This window comes from Streptomyces sp. NPDC051909 (assembly GCF_040681095.1).
Taxonomy (GTDB): Bacteria; Actinomycetota; Actinomycetes; order Streptomycetales; family Streptomycetaceae; genus Streptomyces.
On sequence record NZ_JBFAYA010000021.1, the window covers coordinates 1 to 15210 of the forward strand.

Below are 15210 nucleotides of genomic sequence, written 5' to 3' on the forward strand. Positions count from 1 at the left end.
TGTGCTGAACGACGAGCCGGAACTGCTGGCCCTGCTCGCGGACGTGCTGGCCCTTGGCGAAGACGTGGTCTGGGCGGTCGATGTCGCCGACGGCATGGCCGGACTGTGGATCAGCGTGCTGCTCAACCACGGCCAGCACCTCGTCTACATACCTGGCCTGGCGGTCAACCGAGCCTCGGCCGGCTACCGAGGCATGGGCAAGACCGACGCCAAGGACGCCATCGTCATCGCCGACCAGGCCAGGATGCGCCGGGACCTGACAGTCCTGCGGCCGGACAGTGAGCATGCCATCGAGCTGCGTGTCCTCACCAACCGAAGGACCGACCTGACCGCCGACCGCACTCGCCGGATCAACCGCCTGCGCGGCCAGCTCACCAGCATCTTTCCGGCCTTGGAGCGGGTACTCGACCTCGGCAACACTGGACCACTGATCTTGCTGACCGGCTACCAGACCCCGGCCGCCCTGCGCCGCACGGGCCGGAGGCGGCTGGAGACGTGGCTGCACAACCGCCACGTCCGCGGCGCCGAAGCCCTCGCCACAGCCGCCCTGGAGGCGGCCGAGCGCCAGCACACCGCCGTCCCCGGGGAGAAGATCACCGCACAAGTGATCCACACCCTGGCCAAGGAGGTGATGAGCCTCAACGAACGGATCGCCGAGATCGACAAGCTCTTTGGGGCCCGGTTTCGCGAGCACGAACTTGCCGAAGTGATCGAGAGCCTGCCAGGAATTGGCCCGCTGTTGGGGGCCGAGTTCCTGGCCGCCACCGCCGGGGACATGAGCCGCTACGGCACCGCCGACCGCCTGGCCAGCCTCGCCGGCGTCGCCCCGGTCCCTCGCGACTCCGGCAACGTCAGCGGCAACCTGCACCGTCCCCGTCGTTACCACCGAGGCCTGCAACGCGTCTTCTATACCTCCGCGCTGATCAGCATCCGCAGTTGCGACCAGTCGCGCCGCTTCTACGAACGAAAGCGCGCCGAAGGCAAGCGGCACACTCAGGCCGTGCTCGCCCTGGCCCGTCGCCGCGTGAACGTCCTGTGGGCTCTCATCCGTGACGGACAGTGCTACCAAAGCAACCTCCCCGTCACCACTGCAGCTTGACAACATCATTAGGAGGTGAGGTGCGCGCGGTGAGGCCGGGCGGTGGGCTGCTGTGGCTCTGCCTCCGGTTCCGGCCCGGGCGTCGCCTGCGGCTTGCGGAGGAGGGCGAAGGCGACCGCGACGGCGGCGACGAGCAGTCCGGCGCCGACGGCGAAGGCGAGGTGATAGCCGCCGGTCAGGGCCTCGGCGGTGGGCCGGCCGGCTGCGGCGAGGGATTCGGTGCGGGAGGCGGCCAGGGTGGACAGGACGGCGACGCCGAGGGCCATGCCGATCTGCTGGGTGGTGTTGAAGAGGCCGGAGGCGAGGCCCGCGTCCTCCTCCCGGGCGCCCGACATGGCGAGCCCGGTGAGCGCGGGCAGCGCGAGGCCGAACCCGGCGGCGAGCAGCATCACCGGCAGCAGGTCGACGGCGTAGGAGGCGCGGACCGGCACCCGGGCGAGCAGACCGAGCACACCGACGAGCAGGACGAGGCCGGTGAGCAGCACGTTCCGCTCGCCGAAGCGGGCGATCAGCCGGGCCGAGAGGCCGAGGGAGACCGCGCCGATCACGACCGCTGCGGGCAGCATCGCGAGGCCGGTCTCGGCGGCGCCGTAACCCAGCACCTTCTGCAGGTAGAGCGCGACCAGGATCTGGAAGGAGAACAGCGCGGCCACCATCAGCATCTGCACCAGATTGGCCCCGGCGACGGCCGGTGAGCGCAGGATCCGCAGCGGCATCAGGGGCCGCGCGGCGGTCGCCTGGCGGACCAGGAAGCCGGCGAGGAGGGCGAGCGCGAGCGCGCCGAGACCGAGCGTGTGGGCCGAACCGGCCCCGTACTCCCCGATGGTGACGACGGCGTAGATGCCGGCGGTGAGTCCGGAGGTGACCAGCAGGGCGCCGATCACGTCCGCGCCGCCCCTTGCCTCGGCCGGGCGGTCGGCGGGGAGCGCGGGGAGGGCGAGCAGCAGGGCGGCGATGCCGATGGGGAGGTTGATGAAGAAGATCCAGTTCCAGGACAGGGCGTCGGTGAGCAGTCCGCCCGCGACCTGTCCGATGGAGGCGCCGGCGGCGCCGGTGAAGCTGAACACGGCGATGGCCTTGGCGCGTTCGCGGGGTTCGGTGAAGAGCGTGACGAGGATGCCGAGACTGACGGCGGAGGCCATCGCGCTGCCCACGCCCTGCAGGAATCGGGCGGCGATCAGGACGGCGGGGGAGGCGGCGACGCCGGCGAGCAGCGAGGCGGCGGTGAAGACGCCGGTCCCGGCGAGGAACATCCGCTTGCGGCCGAGGAGGTCGCCGAGGCGCCCGGCGAGCAGGAGGAGGGCGCCGAAGGCGATGAGGTAGGCGTTCACGACCCAGCTGAGCCCGGCCGGGCTGAAGCCGAGGTCGGCCTGGATGGCCGGCATGGCCACGGTGACGATGCTGCCGTCGAGGACGGTCATGAGGAGGGCGGTGGCGAGGACGCCGAGGGCGGTCCATGGGGAGGAGGTGCGGTGGCGGGATGTGCGCATGGCGGTTCTCCTGTCGGGTGAGGCGACAGGCAGGACGCTAGCAGATAGTTTTGTTGCAGACCATCTATCTCGGATCGATGGTCTATCGATGGTCTATCGATGGTCTGTGGGGCGAATCGCGGTCAGGCCTTCTGCCGTGCCCGGCGGGCGGTGTACGGGCCCTCGGCCGGGGTTTCGAGATGCCCGGTGACCAGCCGGTTCAGCGCGCTGAGCAGGGCCGCGCGCTCGTCGTCCGGCAGTGAGCCCAGCGCACCCTGGTGCACCTCGTCGACGATCCGCCGGCTCCGCGCGGCGACCTTCGCCCCCTCCTCGGTGACGGCGATGATCCGCGCCCGCCGGTCGCTGCTGGACGGCCGCCGCTCCGCGAGACCGGCCTTCTCCAGCGCGTCGACGGTGACCACCATCGTCGTCTTGTCCATGTCCCCGAGCTCGGCGAGCTGCGCCTGCGTCCGCTCCTCCTCGAGGGCGTGCACCAGGACGCAGTGCATCCGGGCGGTCAGCCCGATCTCGGCGAGCCGGGCGGCCATCTGCGTGCGCAGCACGTGGCTGGTGTGGTCGAGGAGATAGGACAGGTCGGGCTCGGTCCGGGTGGGCGCCATGGCAGTCATGCGGCCAGGGTAACGAGGAACGTTCCGTTGCGGACGATCGGCGGGCGGACGGTGGCAGGGTGGAGCCATGCGGCCCCTGATCTTCCTCGACGTGGACGGCCCCCTGATCCCCTTCGGCGGCCCCGCTCCGCACCCGACCTTCGCCCCGAACCCCGCGCCGGACGCCCACCCCCTGCTCGGCCGTGTCGACCCGGCCCACGGACTCCGGCTCGCGGCCCTCGGCGGCGAGCTGGTCTGGGCGACCACCTGGACCTCCGAGGCCAACGAGGTCCTGGCCCCGCGCCTCGGACTGCCGCCGCTGCCGGTCGTCGACTGGCCGGACGGGGACGAGGACGAGGACGAGACCGAGGCCGGCGGCGGGCTGCACTGGAAGACCCGCCCGCTCGCGGCGTGGGCGGCGGGGCGCCCGTACGTCTGGCTCGACGACGAGATCACCCCCACCGACCGCACCTGGACCCACACCCACCACCCCGCCCCCACCCTCCTCCACCGCGTCGCCTCTCACACGGGCCTCACGGAGGCGGACTTCACGGCGGTGCGGGAGTGGCTGGCGCGGCACGGCTGAGGCTGAGTACGCGGGCGCCGGGAAGATGAGCGCAGGTGCTCAGGAGCCGGCACGGGGGCGAGGACAGGATGGGAACGTCCTGGGGAACCCGCCCCGCCCCCCCGGCCCAAGGAGCCCGCCCATGAACCCCCAGACCTCCACACGGCTGTACGGGCCGGGCCGGGCGGCGCCGGGGGCGCGGGGGCGGGACACGGCGGTCGCGGTCGCGGCGGGCGTGGTGTGGGCGGTTGTGGTGCTGGTACTCCACTGGCTCGCCCTGCTGGCGTTCCTGCTGCTCCTCGGCGGCGAATCCGCCGGCGAACTGCTGGTGCGCGGCGTGCTGTTCGGGCTCCCCGCCGTGGCAGTGCCGGCGGTCGTCGCCTGCACGCCCGCCGTGAGGCGGCTGACCGTGCCGCGCCGTTTCCTCGCCGCCGGGGCGGCGGCCCTCCCGATCTTCCTCGGGCTCGCACTCTGGGCCACCGTCTCGGCCGGCTGAGGACACGCCCTAGGCGCGCGGCTGGTTGAAGCGGAGCATGTTGCCCGCCGGGTCGCGGAAGGCGCAGTCGCGGACGCCGTACGGCTGGTCCATGGGCTCCTGGAGGACCTCGCCGCCCGCCGCGCGGACGCGTTCGAAGGTGGCGTCGACGTCGTCGGTGCGGAAGATGACGCCGCGCAGCATGCCCTTGGCGAGGAGTTCGGCCGCGGCCTGGCGGTCGGCGGCGGGGGCGTTCGGGTCGGCCAGCGGCGGTTCCAGGACGATCTCGACGTCCGGCTGGGTGGGGGAGCCGACGGTCACCCACCGCATGCCCTCGAAGGCGACGTCGTTGCGCACCTCCAGACCGAGGGCGTCGCGGTAGAAGGTGAGCGCCTTGTCGTGGTCGTCGACGGCGATGAAGCACTGGGCGAGATTGATGGTGTTGTTCATGCCGTCGACGCTACGAGGGTGCCGGGCTTTCCGCTTCTCCGTTCCTGACCGGTTCCGCGACAGGCTCCGTGACCGGTTCCTTCGCTACCGGCTTGGCGCGGGGCGCCCGGGTCGGGCGGGTCAGGAACTTCGCCACGCACGCCGGGATCGGCTCGCCCGCGTCGTGGTTCCGCGCCCGGTACGCGCTCGGGCTCTCCCCGACCAGCTCCGTGAACCGCGTGCTGAACGACCCCAGCGACGTACAGCCCACCGCGAAGCAGACCTCCGTCACGCTCAGGTCGCCGCGCCGCAGCAGGGCCTTCGCCCGCTCGACCCGGCGGGTCATGAGATAGCTGTACGGCGTCTCCCCGTACGCGGCGCGGAAGCTGCGCTGGAAGTGCCCCGCCGACATCAGGGCGGCCCGTGCCAGGGCCGGGACGTCCAGCGGCTCCGCGTAGTCGCGGTCCATCATGTCCCGGGCCCGCCGCAGTCTGACCAGGTCGTCGAGGGTGGGTGGCGTCACAACCTCCAGGATGGCACGAGGCCCCGCCCGGCCCCCCGGTTGTCCACAGGGCATCAAGGGGCGATCAGGTTTTCCACAGGTGGGCAGGAATCGAGAAGCACGGCGGCGGGCCCGCGCCTAGCCTGGCTCCCAGGACATGACACGGGGCCGCAGGGAGAGACGATGACCAAGCCGCACGCCGCCGACAGCCACGATCTGATCCGCGTGCACGGCGCGCGCGAGAACAACCTGAAGGACGTCAGCATCGAGATCCCCAAGCGCCGCCTCACGGTGTTCACGGGCGTCTCGGGCTCGGGCAAGAGCTCCCTGGTCTTCGACACGATCGCCGCCGAGTCGCAGCGGCTGATCAACGAGACGTACAGCGCCTTCGTGCAGGGCTTCATGCCGTCCCTCGCCCGCCCCGAGGTCGACGTCCTCGACGGTCTGACCACGGCGATCACCGTCGACCAGCAGCGGATGGGCGGCAACCCGCGCTCCACCGTCGGCACCGCCACCGATGCCAACGCGATGCTGCGGATCCTCTTCAGCCGGCTCGGCGAGCCGCACATCGGCGGCCCGAAGGCCTTCTCCTTCAACGTCGCCTCGATCAGCGGCGCCGGCGCGGTGACCGTCGAGAAGGGCGGCCGGACGGTCAAGGAGAAGCGCACCTTCACCGTCACCGGCGGCATGTGCGCGCGCTGCGAGGGCCGCGGCACGGTCTCCGACATCGACCTCACCGCGCTGTACGACGACTCGAAGTCCCTCGCGGAGGGCGCGCTCACCATCCCCGGCTACACGATGGACGGCTGGTACGGGCGGATCTTCAGCGGCAGCGGCTACTTCGACATGGACAAGCCGATCCGCCGCTACACCAAGCGCGAGCTGGCCGACCTGCTTCACCGCGAGCCCACCAAGATCAAGGTCGAGGGCATCAACCTCACCTACGAGGGCCTGATCCCCAAGCTGCAGAAGTCGATGCTGTCGAAGGACGTCGACTCCCTCCAGCCGCACGTCCGCGCCTTCGTGGAGCGCGCCGTCACCTTCACCACCTGCCCGGACTGCGACGGCACCCGGCTCAACGAGGGGGCCCGCTCCTCGAAGATCGGCAAGGTGAGCATCGCCGACGCCTGCGCGATGCAGATCAGCGACCTCGCGGAGTGGGTGCGCAGCATCGACGAGCCCTCCGTCGCGCCGCTGCTCGCCACCCTCCAGCAGACCCTGGACTCGTTCGTGGAGATCGGCCTCGGCTATCTGGCGCTCGACCGGCCCTCGGGCACGCTGTCCGGCGGCGAGGCGCAGCGGGTCAAGATGATCCGGCACCTCGGCTCCTCCCTCACCGATGTCACGTACGTCTTCGACGAGCCGACCACCGGTCTGCACCCGCACGACATCCAGCGCATGAACGACCTGCTGCTGCGGCTGCGCGACAAGGGCAACACGGTCCTGGTGGTGGAGCACAAGCCGGAGACGATCGTCGTCGCCGACCACGTCGTGGACCTCGGCCCGGGCGCGGGTTCGGCGGGCGGCAGCGTCTGCTTCGAGGGCACCGTGGCGGGGCTGCGGAAGAGCGGCACGGTCACCGGCCGGCACTTCGGGGACCGTGCCAAGATCAAGGACTCGGTGCGCACGCCCACCGGCACCCTGGAGATCCGCGGCGCCCACGCCAACAACCTCCAGGACGTCGACGTCGACGTGCCGCTCGGGGTGCTCGCCGTCGTCACCGGCGTCGCCGGGTCAGGCAAGAGCTCCCTGGTGCACGGGTCGATCCCGGCGGGCGCGGGCGTCGTCTCGGTCGACCAGGGCGCCATCCGGGGCTCGCGGCGCAGCAACCCCGCCACGTACACCGGTCTCCTCGAGCCGATCCGCAAGGCCTTCGCCAAGGCCAACGGGGTGAAGCCGGCGCTGTTCAGCGCGAACTCGGAGGGCGCCTGTCCCACCTGCAACGGCGCCGGGGTGATCTACACCGACCTGGCGATGATGGCCGGGGTCGCGACCGTCTGCGAGGAGTGCGAGGGGAAGCGGTTCCAGGCCTCGGTGCTCGAATACCGCTTCGGCGGGCGGAACATCGCCGAGGTCCTGGAGATGTCGGTGGCGGAGGCGGAGGAGTTCTTCGGCGCGGGCGAGGCCCGCACCCCGGCCGCGCACCGCGTCCTGGAGCGGCTGGTGGACGTCGGCCTCGGTTATCTGACGGCGGGTCAGCCGCTGACCACCCTGTCGGGCGGCGAGCGTCAGCGCCTCAAGCTGGCCACGCACATGGGCGACAAGGGCGGCGTGTACGTCCTCGACGAGCCCACCGCCGGTCTCCACCTCGCCGACGTCGAGCAGCTCCTCGGCCTGCTCGACCGCCTCGTCGACTCCGGCAAGTCCGTCATCGTCGTCGAGCACCACCAGGCGGTCATGGCCCACGCCGACTGGATCATCGACCTCGGTCCCGGCGCCGGCCACGACGGCGGCCGCATCGTCTTCGAGGGCACCCCGTCCGACCTGGTCGCCGCCCGCTCCACCCTCACGGGCCGCCACCTGGCGGACTACGTGGGAGCGTGAGCGCCGCCCCCGGCGCGGACGGTGCGGGGCTCGGGCAGGATCGGCGGATGCCCCTCGCCGTCCCCGTCCTCCCGACCCCGTCCGGCCTCACCCTCCGCCCCTGGCGCCTCACCGACCTCCCCCTCCGCACCGCCGAACAGGCCGGATTCCGCCGCGAGGGCCTGCTGCGCGGCTGGCGGCAGGTGGGCGCGGAGCGGCGGGACATGTACGTGTACGGGCAACTATTGCAAGCAGGTGCTTGCAATAGTTAGCGGCAGCTGGCATGGTCGGAGCATGGCTTCACTCAACGTCGGCAATCTCGGTGAGTACCTCCGTGAGCAGCGGCGCACCGCGCAGTTGTCACTGCGGCAGCTCGCCGAGGCGGCGGGGGTGTCGAATCCGTATCTGAGTCAGATCGAGCGGGGGCTGCGCAAGCCCAGTGCCGAGGTGCTGCAGCAGGTCGCCAAGGCGCTGCGGATCTCCGCCGAGACGCTGTACGTGCGCGCCGGGATCCTCGACGAGCAGGAGCGGGACGAGCTGGAGACGCGGGCCGTCATCCTGGCCGATCCCTCGATCAACGAGCGGCAGAAGCAGGTGCTGCTCCAGATCTACGACTCCTTCCGCAAGGAGAACGCCGCCGAGCAGCAGCAGGCGCAGCAGGCAGACCAGCAGGCGCAGCCCACCGACACGTAGTACCTGAACCTCCGGGAGGACCACGACCATGGCCATCATCGACGAACTCCGTACCCCCCTCTACTTCGCCGCCGGCGCCGCCGACCTCGCCGCGCAGCAGGCCAAGAAGGTGCCCGGGTTGATCGAGCAGCTCGCCGCCGACGCGCCCGCCCGCATCGAGGCCGTGCGCAACACGGACACGAAGGCGGTGCAGGAGAAGGCGCAGGCGAAGTTCGCCGAGTTCGTCGGCGGTCTGGACACCGACCTGAAGAAGCTCGGCGAGCAGGCCCAGGACCTGGCGCTGCGCGGGGTCGGCGTCGCCGCCGAGTACGCGGTCAAGGCGCGCGAGAAGTACGAGGAGCTCGCCGCGCACGGCGAGGAGACCGTGAAGGCCTGGCGCGGCGAGGTCGCCGAGGAGATCACCGAGATCGCCGTCGTCGTCGAGCCCGACCCCGAGCCGGCCGCCGAGGCCAAGGCCGAGGAGCCCCAGGCCGAGCCCGAGGCCAAGAAGGCGGCTCCCGCCCGCAAGACCAGCACCCGCAAGGCGCCGGCCAAGAAGGCCGCGGCCGCCGAGACCGCCGAGTAGCGCCGGGCGGGCGGTCCGGGCACCAAACCCGGTGTCCGGAGCGTTGTACCGGGTACCTTGGCCGCGAGGCGCTCCACCCACACACCTAGGCGGTGCTCAGCATGTTGGCGAACGGCTTCGACTCGATCCTCTCCCTGGTGACCTTCCTGGTCTTCACCGGCTTCGCCGTCGTCGCGTTCGCCTTCGCCGCCACGGCGCGCGAGGACGCGTACCGCGCGGCGGACAAGCAGACCAAGAAGTTCTGGCTGATCCTGCTCGGCATCAACCTGATCCTCAATCTGCTGCTGCCGATGCTGTTCCTGCAGATCGCCGGGCTCATCGCCGCCATTGTCTTCATGGTCGACGTGCGGCCGGCCATCCGCCAGATCTCCGGTGGCGGCCGCCGCGGCGGTTCCAGCAGCGACGGCCCGTACGGCCCGTACAACGGCGGCCGGTAGCCGGTAGCCGACGGCCGTAAGAGCGTAAGAACGAAAGAACGTAGAAGAGAGTGCGATCAAGGTCCGGGCGTCACGCCCGGGCCTTGTCCCGTTCCAGGACGAGCACCGCGACGTCGTCCGTCAGCTCCCCGCCGTTCAGCGAGCGCACCTCCGTCACCGCCGCGTCGAGCAGCTCTTCGCCGCGCAGCCCCTCCGCCAGCTGCCGGTTGATCATCTCGACCATGCCGTCCTGACCGAGCCGCGGCGAGTCCGGGCCCGCCGAGCGGCCCTCGATCAGGCCGTCGGTGTACATCAGCAGGCTCCAGGAACCGCCCAGCTCCACCTGCCGGCGCGGCCAGCGGGCGCGCGGCAGCAGACCCAGGGCCGGGCCCCCGTCCTCGTACGGCAGCAGCTCCGCCGCCCGCCCGTGCCGGGCGATCAGCGGCGAGGGGTGGCCCGCCAGGCACAGCCCGGCGCGGCGGCCGTCGGCCGAGATGTCGACCGTGCACAGCGTCGCGAAGATCTCGTCGCTCGCCCGCTCGTGCTCGAGCACCTGCTGGAGCGTGGAGAGCAGCTCGTCCCCGCACAGTCCCGCGAAGGTCAGCGCGCGCCAGGCGATCCGCAGCTCCACGCCGAGCGCCGCCTCGTCCGGGCCGTGGCCGCAGACGTCGCCGATCATCGCGTGCACGGTGCCGTCCGGGGTGCGCACGGTGTCGTAGAAGTCGCCGCCGAGCAGCGCCCGGGACCGGCCGGGCCGGTAGCGCGCCGCGAACCGCAGGTCGGAGCCCTCCAGGAGCGGCGTGGGCAGCAGCCCGCGCTCCAGCCGGGCGTTCTCCTGGGCGCGCAGCCGCGACTCGGCCAGCTTGATCTTCACGACGTCGTTGCGCTTGCGCTCGACCGCGTAGCGGATGGCGCGGCTCAGCACCCGTCCGTCCAGCTCCTCCTTGAAGAGGTGGTCCTGCGCCCCGACCCGTACCGCCTCGGCCGCGAGCTCCGCGTCCGCCGACGCCGCGAGCGCGAGCACGGCGTGCCGCGGCGCGAGCCGCAGGATGTGCCGCAGCGGTGCGAGCAGGTCGTCCTCGGCCCCGCGGGGGGAGGGCAGGGCGAGGTCGACGAGGACGCAGTGCACGTCGTCGGTGAGCAGCCGCTCGGCCTCGGTGAGGTTACGGGCGGTGCGGATACGGACCCGGGTGCCGGCCGCGTCGAGCAGCTCGGGTACGGCGAGGGCGCCGGCCGGGTCGTCCTCGACGACCAGGAGCGTGAGGTCGTGGGCGGTGCCGGGCGTCACGGGTGCCGCGGGAGAATCGATTCTCTGGCGCGGTACGGGTACGGGCATCGGTCTGGGTTTCCTTCCCTCCCCCCGAGGGCCGGCACCGACCATAGCGGTACGGCGGGGCGCAGCGGAATGGCGATCACCGAGTGAACCGGCACGGCGGTATGGCATATGCCACGGATGGGGAGGTAGTCGCCGCCCGGAGGCCGTGACGGCGTACGGGGCGGCGTTCCGAGCGATGAGAAACGTCACGTCGGGGAGGACCGACCCCGGCAGGATCCGGAAGACACGGCCGGCCTAGGCCGGGCGCACCACGCCCAGGATCTCCATCGAGCCGGCGCCCGCGATCGTCACGTTCCGGCCGGGGCGCGGCGCGTGCACGATGGCGCCGTTGCCCACGTACATCCCGATGTGGCTGGCGTCCTTGTAGTAGACGATCAGGTCGCCGGGGCGCATGTCCTTGATGTCCACGTGTGGCAGCAGCCGCCACTGCTCCTGCGAGGTGCGCGGGATCGGGCGGCCGGCCGCCGCCCAGGCGGACTGGGTGAGGCCGGAGCAGTCGTACGAGCGGGGGCCCTCGGCGCCCCAGACGTACGGCTTGCCGATCTGCGCCGTCGCGAACTCCACCGCCCGCCTGCCCTCCGGGGTGGCCTCCTCGCTGAGACCTTTGAGGACGCCGGAATTGATCCAGGCGGTCTGTGCCCGGTAGTGCTCCTGCTCCTCCAGGCGCAGCAGCCGGGCCCGCTCCTCGGCGGCGAGCTGGGACTCCAGCGTCTTCGCCGCCTCGATCTTGTCGTTGATCTCCTTCTTCGCCTTGGCCTGCTTGACCCGGTTGGCCTCCAGCTTCGTCCAGTTGAGGCTGGCGTCCTTGGCGTAGGCGGTCAGCAGGGCCTGGGTGTTCGTCATCTCGGCGAGCAGGTCCTTGGTGGCCTTGTGGCCCTCCTTGAGGCGCCCGGCGTTGTCGAGGAAGAGCTGCGGGTCGTTGGTGAGGACGAACTGCGCGCCGTCCGGCAGTCCGCCGTTGCGGTACTGCGCGCGGGCCGCGGCGCCGGCGCGGGCCTTGAGGTCGTCGATCTTCTCCCGGCCGGCCACGATCTGCTGGGCGAGCTTCACGATCTCGTCGGACTGCTCCTGGGCCTTCTCCTCGGCCAGGTTGTACGCGTCGGTGGCGGCGGCCGCCTGACGGTAGAGCCCGTCGATCTCCTTGCGGACCTCTTCGAGGGTCTTCTTCGGCTGCGCGGGCGGCCCGGGCGGGAGCGGGGCCGCGGCGGCCTGGAGCGTGAGCACGGGTGAGGCAAGCACCGTCAGGGCGCAGACCACGGTGAGCGTGGCGATGGCGTGGCGGCGTCGGTTCACTGGCTCCCCCTCAGGACACCGAGATCTCTCTGTGGTGCTGATATCTGATTTACCGTCAGTAACTTGCTGGTGACCTTGGCGATAGTGCCATGCCGAACCCGAAAGCAACAGGGGAAAGCCGGGCCTGTCGGGTCACCTCCCCCCACGGTGGACGAGCGCCGCGCGGGGCGCGTTCCCCAGTCCGGGGAAATTCAGGGGGAGTTCATTCATCCCGTACGGGACACTCAGCCCTTACGGGGCGCTCATCCCGTACGGGACACTCAGCCCTTACGGGGCGCCAGCGCGTCCCAGCGCACGCTCACCTCGCCCTGGCGCCAGCGCCGGGGCCCGTCGGTGAGCGGCCAGTCCGCCGCGAGCGCGCGGACGGAGCGGATCCAGCGCTGCCGGGCGCCGAGCGAGGCGAAGGGCGCCGCGGCGGCCCAGGCGCGGTCGAAGTCGCGGAGGAAGGCGTGCACGGGCTCGCCGGGCACGTTCCGGTGGATGAGCGCCTTGGGCAGCCGCTCGGCCAGGTCGGAGGGGCGGTCGAGCGAGCCGAGGCGGGTCGCGAAGGTCACCGTGCGCGGGCCGGAGCGGTCGAGCGCGACCCAGACGTGCCGGCGCCCGATCTCGTCGCAGGTGCCCTCCACGAGCAGCCCGTCCGGCGCGAGCCGACCGCACAGGCGCTCCCAGACGGCGGCGACCTGCTCCTCGTCGTACTGCCGCAGCACGTTCGCGGCCCGGATCAGCGAGACCTCGCCGGGCACGGGCACCTCGAAGCCGCCGTGCCGGAAGGTCAGCCCCTCCCGCTCGTACGGCCGCGCCGCCGCCACCCGGGCCGGCTCGATCTCGACCCCGACGACCAGTGCCCGCGGATCGGCCGTCCGCAGCCGCCCGAGCAGCTCCACCGCGGTCCACGGCGCCGCCCCGTACCCGAGGTCCACGGCGACCGGCGCCGCCTCCGAGCGTCGCAGCGCCGGGCCGTGCACGGCCGCGATCCACCGGTCCTGGCGCCGCAGGCGGTTCGGATTCGTGGTCCCACGCGTCACCGTCCCGACGGGTCGGACGACGGCGGTACTGGTGGTGCGGCGGGCCATGCCACGAGCGTAAGCGAGCGTGAGGGGTGTGAAGCGCCCCTCGCCCGCCGTAATGAATTGGCAAAGCGAGGCCCCGGACGGAAATGAATGCGGGCATTCCGGTGTTCTGGAGGCCGGTGGGTGTTCCGCACCCTCCCTCAGCCATGCCCGACAGCGGAACCACAGTGGAAGGACCGCCGACGTGAGCCAGTACGTGTCCCGGTTCGCCGGCACCCTGGCGACGCAGTCCCGGCTCCGGCTTCCCGGCCGGCACCGCGGGCCGCGCCGGGTGGCCATGCTCAGTGTGCACACCTCGCCGCTGCACCAGCCGGGGACCGGCGACGCGGGCGGCATGAACGTCTACATCGTGGAGCTGGCCAAGCGGCTCGCCGCGATCAACGTCGAGGTGGAGATCTTCACCCGCGCCACCACCGGCGGCCTCGCGCCCGTCGTCGAGCTCGCGCCCGGCGTGCTCGTACGGCACGTGGACGCCGGTCCGTACGAGGGCCTGGCGAAGGAGGAGCTGCCGGCGCAGCTGTGCGCCTTCACGCACGGCGTCATGCAGGCCTGGGCGGGACACCGCTCCGGGCACTACGACCTGGTGCACTCGCACTACTGGCTCTCCGGCCACGTCGGCTGGCTCGCCGCCGAGCGCTGGGGCGTCCCGCTCGTCCACACCATGCACACCATGGCCAAGGTCAAGAACGCGGCGCTCGCGGAGGGCGACACCCCCGAGCCCGTCGCCCGGGTGATCGGCGAGACGCAGATCGTCGAGGCCGCCGACCGGCTCATCGCCAACACGGCCGAGGAGGCCGACGAGCTCTCCCGCTTCTACGACGCCGATCCGGCCAAGATCGCCGTGGTGCACCCCGGGGTCAACCTGGACCACTTCCGCCCCGCCGACGGCCGCGCCGCCGCCCGCGCCCGGCTCGGGCTGCCGCAGGACGCCTTCATCCCCGCCTTCGCGGGCCGCATACAGCCCCTCAAGGCCCCCGACATACTCCTTCGCGCCGCCGCGATCCTCGTCGACCGCGACCCCTCCCTCCGCTCCCGGATGGTCGTGCCGGTGGTCGGCGGCCCCAGCGGCAGCGGCCTCGCCAAGCCGGAGGGGCTGCAGAAGCTCGCCGCCAAGCTCGGCATATCCGATGTCGTGCGCTTCCATCCGCCGGTCGGGCAGGACCGGCTCGCCGATTGGTTCCGCGCCGCGAGCGTGCTCGTCGTGCCCTCGTACAGCGAGTCCTTCGGCCTGGTCGCCATCGAGGCCCAGGCGGCCGGCACCCCGGTCGTCGCGGCGGCGGTGGGCGGTCTGCCCGTGGCCGTACGGGACGACACGACCGGTTTCCTCGTGCAGGGGCACGACCCGGCGGACTACGCCCGCGCCCTGGAGCGGTTCGTGGCCGAGCCGCGGCTGGCCGACCGGATGGGCGCGGCGGCGGCGCGGCACGCCGGTTCCTTCGGCTGGGACACGGCGGCCTCGGCGACGGCGGACGTGTACACGGCCGCCATGCACGACCACCGGGCGCGCCACGACCACGGGCTGCGCGAGCTGCGCGAACTGCGCGAGCACCGGCGTCGCGTACGCTCGCACCATGGCTGAGGCAGCGGAGGCAGTGGGGGCGGGGGACGTCCGGCGGATCGTCGAGGACACCTTCAAGGACGCGGAACTGGAGTGGGAGTCCACCGAACCGGGCTCCTACGTCGTCAAGCTGCCGGGCACGCGCAAGCTGTTCACGACGCTGTCGCTGCGCGTGGGGCGCCACTCCCTCTCGCTCAACGCCTTCGTCATCCGGCACCCCGACGAGAACGAGGCCGGCGTGCACCGCTGGCTGCTCGAACGCAATCTGCGCCTGTACGGGGTGAGTTACGCGATCGATCCGCTCGGCGACATCTACCTCGCCGGCAAGCTCCCGCTCGCGGCCGTCACCCCGGAGGAGCTGGACCGGCTCCTCGGGTCCGTCCTGGAGGCGGCGGACGGCGACTTCAACACGCTCCTGGAGCTGGGCTTCGCGTCGGCGATCCGCCGCGAGTACGCGTGGCGGGTGTCGCGCGGGGAGTCGACCCGCAACCTCGACGCGTTCAAGAACCTGACCCAGAAGCCGGCGAACTGACCCCTTCTCGCCCCCTTCCCGTAAGGGCTTCGCCCTGCCATGCTCACCGCCATCGCAGATCTGAACACCATTCATAT

General features: G+C 71.9%; 17 protein-coding genes. 10 read left to right on the top strand and 7 right to left on the bottom strand.

Annotation, left to right across the window (positions count from 1 at the left end; all coding sequences use genetic code 11):
• Positions 1-1099 (top strand): IS110 family transposase (locus AB0M18_RS27990; protein ID WP_365762733.1); only part of this gene is annotated, 1099 nt, incomplete at its 5' end.
• An 8-nt stretch (positions 1100-1107) separates the two neighbouring features.
• Here the strand turns inward: AB0M18_RS27990 and AB0M18_RS27995 are convergent.
• Both AB0M18_RS27995 and AB0M18_RS28000 read right to left on the bottom strand, forming a co-directional pair.
• On the bottom strand, positions 1108-2589 hold the full coding sequence (locus AB0M18_RS27995; protein ID WP_365762735.1) for an MFS transporter: 1482 nt from the start codon (positions 2587-2589) through the stop codon (positions 1108-1110).
• A gap of 122 nt (positions 2590-2711) precedes the next feature.
• On the bottom strand, positions 2712-3197 hold the full coding sequence (locus AB0M18_RS28000; RefSeq protein ID WP_365762737.1) for a MarR family winged helix-turn-helix transcriptional regulator: 486 nt from the start codon (positions 3195-3197) through the stop codon (positions 2712-2714).
• Positions 3198-3264: 67 nt separating this feature from the next.
• On the opposite strand from AB0M18_RS28000, the gene AB0M18_RS28005 reads away from it, so the two are divergent.
• Complete coding sequence (locus tag AB0M18_RS28005) at positions 3265-3762, top strand: HAD domain-containing protein (protein WP_365762739.1); 498 nt, start codon at positions 3265-3267, stop codon at positions 3760-3762.
• A 121-nt stretch (positions 3763-3883) separates the two neighbouring features.
• Positions 3884-4237 (top strand): hypothetical protein, encoded by a 354-nt coding sequence (locus AB0M18_RS28010; protein ID WP_365762741.1) that lies wholly within the window; start codon positions 3884-3886, stop codon positions 4235-4237.
• A gap of 9 nt (positions 4238-4246) precedes the next feature.
• Here the strand turns inward: AB0M18_RS28010 and AB0M18_RS28015 are convergent, their stop codons facing one another.
• Together AB0M18_RS28015 and AB0M18_RS28020 are read right to left on the bottom strand one after the other, a co-directional pair.
• A complete protein-coding gene (locus AB0M18_RS28015; protein ID WP_365762743.1) occupies positions 4247-4666 on the bottom strand; it encodes a VOC family protein in 420 nt (139 codons plus the stop codon).
• A gap of 10 nt (positions 4667-4676) precedes the next feature.
• Positions 4677-5117: a helix-turn-helix transcriptional regulator gene (locus AB0M18_RS28020; protein WP_365762928.1), complete on the bottom strand. Its 441-nt coding sequence runs from the start codon at positions 5115-5117 to the stop codon at positions 4677-4679.
• A 213-nt stretch (positions 5118-5330) separates the two neighbouring features.
• Between AB0M18_RS28020 and AB0M18_RS28025 the strand changes: the two genes are divergently transcribed.
• From AB0M18_RS28025 to AB0M18_RS28045, 5 genes are all read left to right on the top strand, one after another.
• On the top strand, positions 5331-7691 hold the full coding sequence (locus tag AB0M18_RS28025) for an excinuclease ABC subunit UvrA (protein ID WP_365762745.1): 2361 nt from the start codon (positions 5331-5333) through the stop codon (positions 7689-7691).
• Positions 7692-7738: 47 nt separating this feature from the next.
• The gene (locus AB0M18_RS28030) at positions 7739-7942 is read left to right on the top strand and encodes a hypothetical protein (protein ID WP_365762746.1); all 204 of its coding nucleotides are present in this window, start codon (positions 7739-7741) and stop codon (positions 7940-7942) included.
• Positions 7943-7964: 22 nt separating this feature from the next.
• Positions 7965-8363, top strand: coding sequence for a helix-turn-helix transcriptional regulator (locus tag AB0M18_RS28035; RefSeq protein WP_265867403.1), 399 nt, complete (start codon positions 7965-7967; stop codon positions 8361-8363).
• 28 nt (positions 8364-8391) lie between these two features.
• Positions 8392-8928 (top strand): hypothetical protein, encoded by a 537-nt coding sequence (locus AB0M18_RS28040; RefSeq protein ID WP_365762749.1) that lies wholly within the window; start codon positions 8392-8394, stop codon positions 8926-8928.
• 101 nt (positions 8929-9029) lie between these two features.
• Positions 9030-9365, top strand: coding sequence for a DUF2516 family protein (locus AB0M18_RS28045; protein ID WP_365762930.1), 336 nt, complete (start codon positions 9030-9032; stop codon positions 9363-9365).
• A gap of 70 nt (positions 9366-9435) precedes the next feature.
• Here the strand turns inward: AB0M18_RS28045 and AB0M18_RS28050 are convergent, their stop codons facing one another.
• The 3 genes from AB0M18_RS28050 to AB0M18_RS28060 all read right to left on the bottom strand — a co-directional run bounded on the left by AB0M18_RS28050 (position 9436) and on the right by AB0M18_RS28060 (position 13046).
• Complete coding sequence (locus tag AB0M18_RS28050; RefSeq protein ID WP_365762751.1) at positions 9436-10680, bottom strand: fused response regulator/phosphatase; 1245 nt, start codon at positions 10678-10680, stop codon at positions 9436-9438.
• A gap of 234 nt (positions 10681-10914) precedes the next feature.
• The gene (locus AB0M18_RS28055; protein ID WP_365762753.1) at positions 10915-11973 is read right to left on the bottom strand and encodes an NlpC/P60 family protein; all 1059 of its coding nucleotides are present in this window, start codon (positions 11971-11973) and stop codon (positions 10915-10917) included.
• Positions 11974-12233: 260 nt separating this feature from the next.
• Positions 12234-13046, bottom strand: coding sequence for a class I SAM-dependent methyltransferase (locus AB0M18_RS28060; protein ID WP_365762755.1), 813 nt, complete (start codon positions 13044-13046; stop codon positions 12234-12236).
• Positions 13047-13227: 181 nt separating this feature from the next.
• On the opposite strand from AB0M18_RS28060, the gene mshA reads away from it, so the two are divergent.
• Positions 13228-14622, top strand: a complete 1395-nt coding sequence (gene mshA, locus AB0M18_RS28065; RefSeq protein ID WP_365762757.1) for a D-inositol-3-phosphate glycosyltransferase — start codon at positions 13228-13230, stop codon at positions 14620-14622.
• Entirely contained in the window at positions 14615-15133 is a 519-nt protein-coding gene (locus AB0M18_RS28070) for a YbjN domain-containing protein (RefSeq protein ID WP_365762759.1), read from the top strand. Before mshA ends, AB0M18_RS28070 begins: the two co-directional genes overlap by 8 nt.
• The last annotated feature ends 77 nt before the right edge of the window (positions 15134-15210 follow it).

Bases quoted from the DNA above. Each gene is read 5' to 3' on its own strand.
- AB0M18_RS28015 (WP_365762743.1), bottom strand. From the start codon at position 4,666: ATGAACAACACCATCAATCTCGCCCAGTGCTTCATCGCCGTCGACGAC.
- AB0M18_RS28040 (WP_365762749.1), top strand. From the start codon at position 8,392: ATGGCCATCATCGACGAACTCCGTACCCCCCTCTACTTCGCCGCCGGC.
- AB0M18_RS28020 (WP_365762928.1), bottom strand. From the start codon at position 5,117: ATGATGGACCGCGACTACGCGGAGCCGCTGGACGTCCCGGCCCTGGCA.
- AB0M18_RS28060 (WP_365762755.1), bottom strand. From the start codon at position 13,046: ATGGCCCGCCGCACCACCAGTACCGCCGTCGTCCGACCCGTCGGGACG.
- AB0M18_RS28050 (WP_365762751.1), bottom strand. From the start codon at position 10,680: ATGCCCGTACCCGTACCGCGCCAGAGAATCGATTCTCCCGCGGCACCC.
- AB0M18_RS28010 (WP_365762741.1), top strand. From the start codon at position 3,884: ATGAACCCCCAGACCTCCACACGGCTGTACGGGCCGGGCCGGGCGGCG.
- AB0M18_RS28000 (WP_365762737.1), bottom strand. From the start codon at position 3,197: ATGACTGCCATGGCGCCCACCCGGACCGAGCCCGACCTGTCCTATCTC.
- AB0M18_RS27995 (WP_365762735.1), bottom strand. From the start codon at position 2,589: ATGCGCACATCCCGCCACCGCACCTCCTCCCCATGGACCGCCCTCGGC.
- AB0M18_RS28045 (WP_365762930.1), top strand. From the start codon at position 9,030: ATGTTGGCGAACGGCTTCGACTCGATCCTCTCCCTGGTGACCTTCCTG.
- AB0M18_RS28070 (WP_365762759.1), top strand. From the start codon at position 14,615: ATGGCTGAGGCAGCGGAGGCAGTGGGGGCGGGGGACGTCCGGCGGATC.
- AB0M18_RS28035 (WP_265867403.1), top strand. From the start codon at position 7,965: ATGGCTTCACTCAACGTCGGCAATCTCGGTGAGTACCTCCGTGAGCAG.
- AB0M18_RS28025 (WP_365762745.1), top strand. From the start codon at position 5,331: ATGACCAAGCCGCACGCCGCCGACAGCCACGATCTGATCCGCGTGCAC.
- AB0M18_RS28030 (WP_365762746.1), top strand. From the start codon at position 7,739: ATGCCCCTCGCCGTCCCCGTCCTCCCGACCCCGTCCGGCCTCACCCTC.
- AB0M18_RS28005 (WP_365762739.1), top strand. From the start codon at position 3,265: ATGCGGCCCCTGATCTTCCTCGACGTGGACGGCCCCCTGATCCCCTTC.